Annotated in this window: 6 protein-coding genes; 4 read left to right on the top strand and 2 right to left on the bottom strand. The window is 61.8% G+C overall.

Annotated features, from left to right (window positions below; genetic code table 11):
- Positions 1-642 precede the first annotated feature (642 nt).
- Complete coding sequence (locus tag QSG27_RS10105; RefSeq protein WP_306705695.1) at positions 643-1,797, top strand: hypothetical protein; 1,155 nt, start codon at positions 643-645, stop codon at positions 1,795-1,797.
- Between the two features lie 125 nt (positions 1,798-1,922).
- Here QSG27_RS10105 and QSG27_RS10100 read toward each other — a convergent pair whose 3' ends face one another.
- Both QSG27_RS10100 and QSG27_RS10095 read right to left on the bottom strand, forming a co-directional pair.
- Positions 1,923-2,327 carry a MucR family transcriptional regulator gene (locus QSG27_RS10100; RefSeq protein WP_306705693.1) on the bottom strand — a complete coding sequence of 135 codons (405 nt, stop codon included), beginning with the start codon at positions 2,325-2,327 and terminating at the stop codon, positions 1,923-1,925.
- 147 nt (positions 2,328-2,474) lie between these two features.
- Positions 2,475-2,858: a response regulator gene (locus QSG27_RS10095; protein WP_306705692.1), complete on the bottom strand. Its 384-nt coding sequence runs from the start codon at positions 2,856-2,858 to the stop codon at positions 2,475-2,477.
- A gap of 312 nt (positions 2,859-3,170) precedes the next feature.
- Between QSG27_RS10095 and QSG27_RS10090 the strand changes: the two genes are divergently transcribed.
- The 3 genes from QSG27_RS10090 to QSG27_RS10080 all read left to right on the top strand — a co-directional run bounded on the left by QSG27_RS10090 (position 3,171) and on the right by QSG27_RS10080 (position 7,631).
- The gene (locus QSG27_RS10090; protein WP_306705690.1) at positions 3,171-3,449 is read left to right on the top strand and encodes a helix-turn-helix domain-containing protein; all 279 of its coding nucleotides are present in this window, start codon (positions 3,171-3,173) and stop codon (positions 3,447-3,449) included.
- Positions 3,450-4,235: 786 nt separating this feature from the next.
- Positions 4,236-5,900, top strand: a complete 1,665-nt coding sequence (locus QSG27_RS10085) for a methyl-accepting chemotaxis protein (protein WP_306705688.1) — start codon at positions 4,236-4,238, stop codon at positions 5,898-5,900.
- A 30-nt stretch (positions 5,901-5,930) separates the two neighbouring features.
- On the top strand, positions 5,931-7,631 hold the full coding sequence (locus QSG27_RS10080; protein WP_306705687.1) for a methyl-accepting chemotaxis protein: 1,701 nt from the start codon (positions 5,931-5,933) through the stop codon (positions 7,629-7,631).
- Position 7,632: the final 1 nt, after the last annotated feature.

Here is a 7,632-nt window from a genome sequence, read left to right as displayed (position 1 = left end):
AAACGGGCGGCGGAAACGCCATTTCCAAGCCTCAGCAGAGGCAAAAAGCCGAAATATGTTCGTTTTTCCGCGACCTGTTAGCGTGGCTCGTGCCTCTTTCCATGCTTTGGGTGGGTGACTGCCAGGAGAGCATCGCCAAGCCCCGCAAACGCAGGAATCATGGTCGGGCGCAAGAGTCGGGATCATGTGACGGTGAACAGAGAAGGCCTCGCTGCCGTGCTGGTCGGATGGGCGGTTGTCGTCACCGTGATCGCCCGAAGGCGCAGCCCGAATTGCGCAATCAAGATAACACACGGAACGCAAAGAACATTTCTCGCGTGCGGTGCCGCTGCGTCAAAATGCCCGTCCGCTACCGGTTGGCAGTAAAATGTATATTAACGGTTGTTGATGTTTAATGTTTGCAAATGGAGCTGGCAAACCGCGACGGGGGAGGGCGGAAGGATCTTTATAGAGAAAATTAAATTCCCAATGAAATCATCAGTTCCCTTGATGGTTTCTGATCGGATAGAAAGTGAACGTCATTTTTCTTTCTGTCCAAGGCGGGTGTTGTCCGTTTTGACGGAAACAAATGGATGAGTAACTTGCCCGTCCCGAGCGAAAGCCTGTGCCCTCTGGCGAGTGCGAAAGAGGAGCCTTGTGCATATGCGACGTCACTTTGAAGCAATCTCACCGATCCTGGAACAAATCTTATACGGAGGTTCCAGCGTATCGCTGAACCTGCTGTCCATTACCCAAAGCCTGCCGGAAGAGGCCCATCTCTTCCGGACGCATGCTCTGAACCATGTCATCCTGTTCAAGTACCCGAATTTCGACGAAAGCCAGGGCGACGGGCACGATTTCCTGAATTGTGACGCTGGGAACGCGCTCAGCAAGCGTCCGGTTGAAACCGGCATTTACATCCCTCATGACGACCGTCAATGGGAGGCCGGTGGGGTTGCCATCTATCTAAGGTCCCGCAATAGCACTGTTCTGTTGGAAGAGCACTTCGGTCCTGAAGCGGTGGAGCAGGAAAGTGTCCATAATGACCTTAGCCTTTTATCCCTGATCGACAACATTCCATCTCTGGACGCCTTTCTGCTGAAGACTTACTTCGAAGCGAAGAAAGTTCGGCTCGATCAACGTTATTGGCAGATTGCCGCAGAGGAGGAGGCCCAGTTGCGTCGGCTGATCAGCCGGCGGGTGGAGCCAATCGTGCGCAAGGCCGTCAACGATGGCATCGGCAGCGAGGCAATCGTTGGTCGGTTTCTCGACGCCATCTGGAATCCCGACATGGAAGAGGCCGGGCATTTCGTATCGGCCTTCGGCATCGATCACTCCGAAGCCGACGCAATCTTCAGCGCCTGGAAGGGGATTACTTTCTATGAATACCAACTCCGCCGCATCGCTCCGCGGGTCCGCACCATCATCACATGGTTGAGATCCCGGGAATGCGTGCCGGCCGACTTGAAAATGCACCGTCCCTACGATGAGCATTTGCTGATGCACATCGACCGGGTGGGTCATATGCTCAACGCCACTCTGCTGGATATCCGCCACATTCTGGGCGAGTACGAGAAGAGCTTCAGGGCGCTGATGGATGGGTCCCCGTCACTGTTCCGCGAGTTCCTGCGCACGATCCATGCACATTACTGGCTTCTGGGCTATTGCGTGTCGGCGCTGATCAGCGTGGTGCATCTGGACAACCGTTGCATGAAGAGCCTGCCATCCCGCCACGTCGATTTCGAGACGTTGAGCCGCCTGCTGCGCCAGTTCGATGTCGCTCTGGACCGGCGTCGGGAGCAGAAGTCAGCATTTTGAGTGTTCAGCGCCATGACGACATCGAGCGATCGCCGCCCACTCTTCCTGGGGCGGGAGATGCCCGATGGGGCTGTGCGGATCAGGGCGGAACCCGAGACGGAGAGCCGACAAGCGGGCGGCGGCCCTTACGGTGCGTTCCGTAATCTCCGCCCGGTTCGACCGAGCCCCCGCGCCTTGGCGAGCGCGGAGCAGGATGCCGCGTGGTTTGGAGCGGTCATCGGGTAGTTGTCCGGCAGCTGCCAGCGCGCCCGGTACTCCTCCGGCGACAACCCATAAACAATACGTAGGTGGCGTTTCAGCATCTTCAGCTTCCGACCGTCTTCGAGGCAGACGATATAGTCGGGAGTCACCGAGCGACGGATCGGCACCGCCGGCTCCCGTACGAGGTCAGGCGGTTCAGCGGGGGTGCCAAGGGTGGTCAGGGCCTGCCGTACGGCCGCGATCAGCGGGGGCACTTCCTCGACACCGACACGGTGGTTTCGGACGTAGGCGGCCACGATCCTGGCAGTTTGCTCGAGAACATTGGTCATTGCACAGAACACCCGACGTTGATGTTGCGTACCGTTGTGTGCGGCGGCTGTTGGTCGGTCAAAATCCATATTCCTGAAATGGCTTTTTGACCCCTTCGTGACGTTGCTGGGCGCAACGGCCGCTTCCGCCCACGCGCTTGAGCGCGGTCAGGAAGAACCAAGCACGGTCCGGATGGCCGCGATGATCGGCGAGGGACTCAGCGGTTTGGTCAGAATGACGATACCGGCTTCCGTTGCGCCGCGCAGTTCGTCGAGAGCGGGGTCGTCCGGGACGCCGGTCATCAGGACCACCGGCAGCGCGGGGCACGCTGCCCGCAACCGCCGGATCAGTTCCCGCCCGTCGAGGCGGGGCATCTGGAAATCGGTCATCAACACGTCGGTGGGGCCCTGGGCCTGGAAAGCGAGCGCCTGCACCCCGTCGTGGGCGAGCGTGACGTGGTAACCGGCCTCCTCCAGGATGGCGCGCAGCGCCCGGGCGACCAGCACGTCGTCCTCGGCGACAAGCACATGGATGGGTGTGTCCTTGGTCATGGCTGATGTCCTCATTGGCCCTCAGGATGCGCCGGTTCGTACCGGGCGCGCGCCGACGATCACCGCTTTTCTTCAATCCAGAACGATTGTGTTCTCCATGCCGTTGTCGGTTCCTTTCCAAACGTTTGCCGCCACGTGCGCCTGGATGATGCCGGTGGCGGGGTAAGAGTGTGGTCCCTCCATAACCGCCCTGCGGCTGGGAAAGGGCAGTGGACCACTGCAACTTAGGAGTGTATTTCCATCGGTATTCTGATACGACTATAATAGTCGTTTTCGTAGCGCCGGACGCGCGCATCGGGAATGTGATCATCGATGATCACACCCAGGCAAATACGGGCGGCGCGGGCGCTCCTCGGCTGGACGCAGGAGACGCTGGCGGACACGGCTCTGGTCGCCTTGACCGCCCTGAAGCGCCTTGAATCGGACCGCCTTGAAGTGCGGGACACGACGCGCAACGCCGTGCGCAAGGCGTTGGAGGAGCATGGCGTCATCTTCCTGTCGTCGGCCCGCGGCCTCGGCGTCATGCTGGTCGATCAGCCGGAAGACATGCCCGCTGTGCCGCAGGACGCGTCCGGGCGGAAGCGTGGCTGACCGTCCGTTGCCCGGCTCTTCCATTTCCTTTCTCCGTTGACTCCTTAAGGCTTCCTCCATGCGGGCGCCTCTGCCGTTGCGTGGCGGATCGGGGCGCCGGCTCCGGGCGGGGCAGAAGGCTCCTTCGACTGCGCAACCCGCCGCACTGGAGTGGGAACGCTGGTTCAATCCCCGGCATCTGCACAAGCCGATCGACGACATTCCGCTCGTTGAAGCCGCAAGCGCGCTGTCACGCTTAAGCAGAGGGCGTTGCCTTGATGGCCTGATCCAAGCCAAGTGGCCCTCGGAAAGCCGGTCCGGTTGAGTTTGCCCAATCCTGCCGGTCCTGCAAACGCCGCAATACAAGCTTAAGTGCATAGAATTCGCGCTCCTTTTCAACTGTTCAGGGCGCCTAAGCGGAGCGCCTGCTTCCACCCATCAGCTCCAGTCACCACGCCATCATCAAAGCCGAAGCTGCCGCTCAACTTGCGATGTGTGTCGCCAAGGGTGCGCCATCATTCGAAAGGGATAGAGTAAATTATCTTAGGAACGCGAAAGCAATGGTGAAGATAAGTTTAAATATTTTAACCAAGCAAGTATATGTTCATGGTTAACAAACATTCATCACCTTTGCAGTGAATCTTTGATTGAACGCCGTGCATTGTTGACTCGTGGTGTATATGGAGTATGTTTGTGTGGAGTCTGGGTTTTGAACCCATTCTCCGTCATCCGTAAAGATTGTTGTTTGAGCCCGTCAGAATGACTCGGAAAACGCCATTTGCTTCAATGTCCTTGCAGCGGCAGTTCATGGCCCTGATCGGGATCGGCTTGTCGTTGCTATCGGCTGTTTGCCTGTTTGGCGTCGCCTGGCTCCAGGCGGACCAGATGGAGCACAACATTGAAGAGTTCAGCCGCAATGAACTGGACTCGCTTCACGCGCTCATCGTGAGCGTGATGGCCAAACGCCCGACCGACGCCGAGGATGTCGGGATCGGGGTGTTCAACGATTGGTTCCGCCAGCGAAACACCGACTATCCCGGTCAGATCTGGAGCGCTTGGTCGCCGTCGGTTGCCAGCCACATGGCCGAGGGCTTCCCGAGCACCCCGCCCAAGGAGCCGCGCGACGACATCGACCGGGAAGCGCTCCGTTCAGGCAAGCCGGTCGGCCGGTATGTCAGCGACACCTACCGGATGACGCTGCCCATTGTTCTGGGTGAAACGCCGGGGGCCGACCAGGAGGTCTGCTTTACCTGTCACGGTGCGATGGGACTGCGGAAGGGCGACGTCATCGCCGTGCTGTCCAGCCAGCTCGACGTCGGCGCGGAGCAAAGCCGCCTGCGCGGCATTCTGCTGAAACTGCTCGGCTGCGGCGTGCTGCTGACCGCGGCCAGCATGTTGGTGGTCCGCTGGGCCTTGGTGAAGCGCGTCACCGGCCCGGTCGCCACCATCACCCACTCGATGGAGCGCATGGCCGCCGGGGATTGGGAGGTCGATATCACGGGCGTGGAACGCCGCGACGAGGTCGGCGCCATGACCCGCGCCTTGGCGGTGTTCCGCGGCAATGCGGAGAAGCGGGCCGAACTCGAAGCCAGCCAAGCGGCCCAGATGGCGGAACGGGAGCGGCGCATGCATCACATCGAAACGCTGGTCCACCATTTCGAAGGCACAATCGCCCAGGTCCTCGGCAATCTCTCCTCGTCCACCGAACGACTGGTCGGCACGGCGCGCAGCATGACCGAGACGGCCTACGCCGCCACACACACCTCCGAGCGGACCGCGGAGGCGGCCGGAACGGCGTGCGGCAGCGTGCAATCGGTGTTCGCGGCGGCGGATCAGCTGACAAGTTCCATCCACGCCATCGGCGGCGAGGTATCGCGCTCGACCCAGGTGTCGAAGGACGCCATCGCTTCGGTGGTGCGTTCGACGGAGCGGGTCCGCGCGTTGGAGGAAACGGCGCGGCAGGTCGCCGGCATCGTCGATCTCATCTCCAGCATCGCCGCGCAGACCAACCTTCTCGCTCTCAACGCGACCATCGAGGCGTCGCGGGCCGGTGCCGCCGGGCGCGGGTTCGCGGTGGTGGCCTCCGAGGTCAAGGCGCTCGCCGCGCAGACCATGGGGGCGACGCGCGAGATCATGGAGCGCGTCGGCGCCATCACCGAAAGCACCGCCGAAGCCGTTCAGGCCGTGCGGACGGTTGCGGCCACCATTGATTCCATCGACGGCGCTCTGGTGACGATCGCGGAGTCCGTGGAGCAGCAGGACGCCGCCACGCGCGAGATTGCGGCCAACAGCCGGCAAGCCGCGGAAGGCACCGAGACCGTGACGGACAACATCCGTATCGTCGGGTCAAGCATCCATAAAGTCGAAGAGGTCGGCCATACCCTGCAGGCCGTCGTTGATGATCTCGACCGGCAGGCAAAAGTCCTCCGCGAAGAGGTCGATCGCTTCCTTTCCGGTATTCGCACCGCATAAGGCTCTTTTCCTCGTTTCAGGACCCCATCCATGCTGAACGTTTTTCGAAGAACCCGCCTCGCCACGCGCGTCACCGCCACCACGATCCTCAGTCTTCTTCTCCTGTCGGCGTTGACCGTAACTCTGGCGGCGAGAAAAGTCGGAGAGCATGTCACCAGGCAGGCCAACGAGCGCCTGAACGAGAACGCCAGGGTGGCGCACGAGCTGTTGCTGTCCAAAGGTGATGCGTTTCGTTCGGAAGCTGGTGCTCTGTGGATCGGCGAGAGCAAGCTGGACGGCGACAACGACACGCTTGATCGCTTGGTCACAGCCGTCGGTGGAGTGGCCTCTCTCTTCCACGGTGAAGTTCGGGTCGCCACCACAATCATTGCCGAAGGCAAGCGCGCGGTTGGATCGCGGCTGGCCCATGGTCCGGTTTACGAAGCCGTGTTGGAACGGGGGCAGCCGTATCGTGGGGAAGCGTTGGCGTTGGGAAAGATCTACATGACGGCCTACGACCCGATCCGTGATGCCTCGGGCAAAGTGGTCGGCATCCTAGTGGTCGCGGTGGAGAAGAGCCAGTTTTTCGCCGTCATCGACGAGCTGATCCAAGAGGTCGTCCTCGTCATTCTGGTGGCGACGGTGATCTTTGCCGTCGGCGTCCTTGTGGCAATGAAGTTTACCTTCCGGCCCTTCGATGCCTTGCGCCGGATCATGCTGGACATCTCCGAAGGCCGCACCGAGGGCGTCATTCCATGCCGCGAGCGCGGCGATGAACTTGGCGACATGGCTCGTACGATCGAAATGTTCCGCGACAACCTCGTGCGGGTGGAGCGGCTGCGGGTCGAGCAGGAGGAGCATGAGCAGCAGGTCGTCATGGAGCGGAAGCGCTCGATGCTCGCGATGGCCGACGCCATGGAGCAGCGGGTGAAGGGCATGATCGCCGCCATCCGCCGGCAGATCGATAGCCTGCACATGGCGTCCGGCGCCATGTCCGCCGAGGCGCAGCAGACCAGCGCCCAGAGCGCGGCTGTTTCCAGCGCCTCGCAGCAGGCCTCGGCCAACGTGCAGACCGTCGCCTCGGCCACCGAAGAGCTGAACGCGGCCAGCCATGAAATCAGCCAACAGATCGAGCGGTCGACCGATGTCGCCCGTCTGGCGGCGGACCGGTCCCGCCGCACCGATCAGATCGTCCAGGGGCTGGCGCACGCCGCCGGGCGGATCGGCGAGGTGGTGGACATCATCCGCCAGATCGCCAGCCAGACGAACCTGCTCGCGCTGAACGCGACCATCGAAGCGGCCCGCGCCGGCGAGGCCGGCAAGGGCTTCGCCGTGGTGGCGCACGAGGTGAAGAACCTGTCCAGCCAGACCGCCCGCTCCACCGACGAGATCGCCCAGCAGATCGCGGTGGTGCAGGACGCGACCGAAAAGGCCGTGGCAGCCATCGAGAACATCGTCGGCACCATCCAGGAGGTTCATGAGACCTCCTCGTCCATCGCCGCGGCCATCCATGAGCAGCACGCCGCCATCGCGGAGATCAGCCGCAACGTCCAGCAGACCGCGGCCGGAACCGCGGACATCAACCGGCACATCGCCGACGTCTCGGCGGGCGCGCAGGGAACATTGCAGGCCGCCCACATCGTTACCCTGGCGGCGGACGAGCTGGTCCGGCAGTCCGAAGCCCTGGAACAGCAGGTCGAGGACTTCCTGAGCGAGGTTCGCCAGTCGAATCGCCTGAGCGAGGCAGCGTGAG

It is taken from the genome of Azospirillum isscasi (assembly GCF_030849505.1).
Taxonomy (GTDB): Bacteria; Pseudomonadota; Alphaproteobacteria; order Azospirillales; family Azospirillaceae; genus Azospirillum; species Azospirillum isscasi.
Note: the sequence above shows the minus strand (reverse complement) of the source record. Positions and strands in the feature narration are given on the sequence as shown.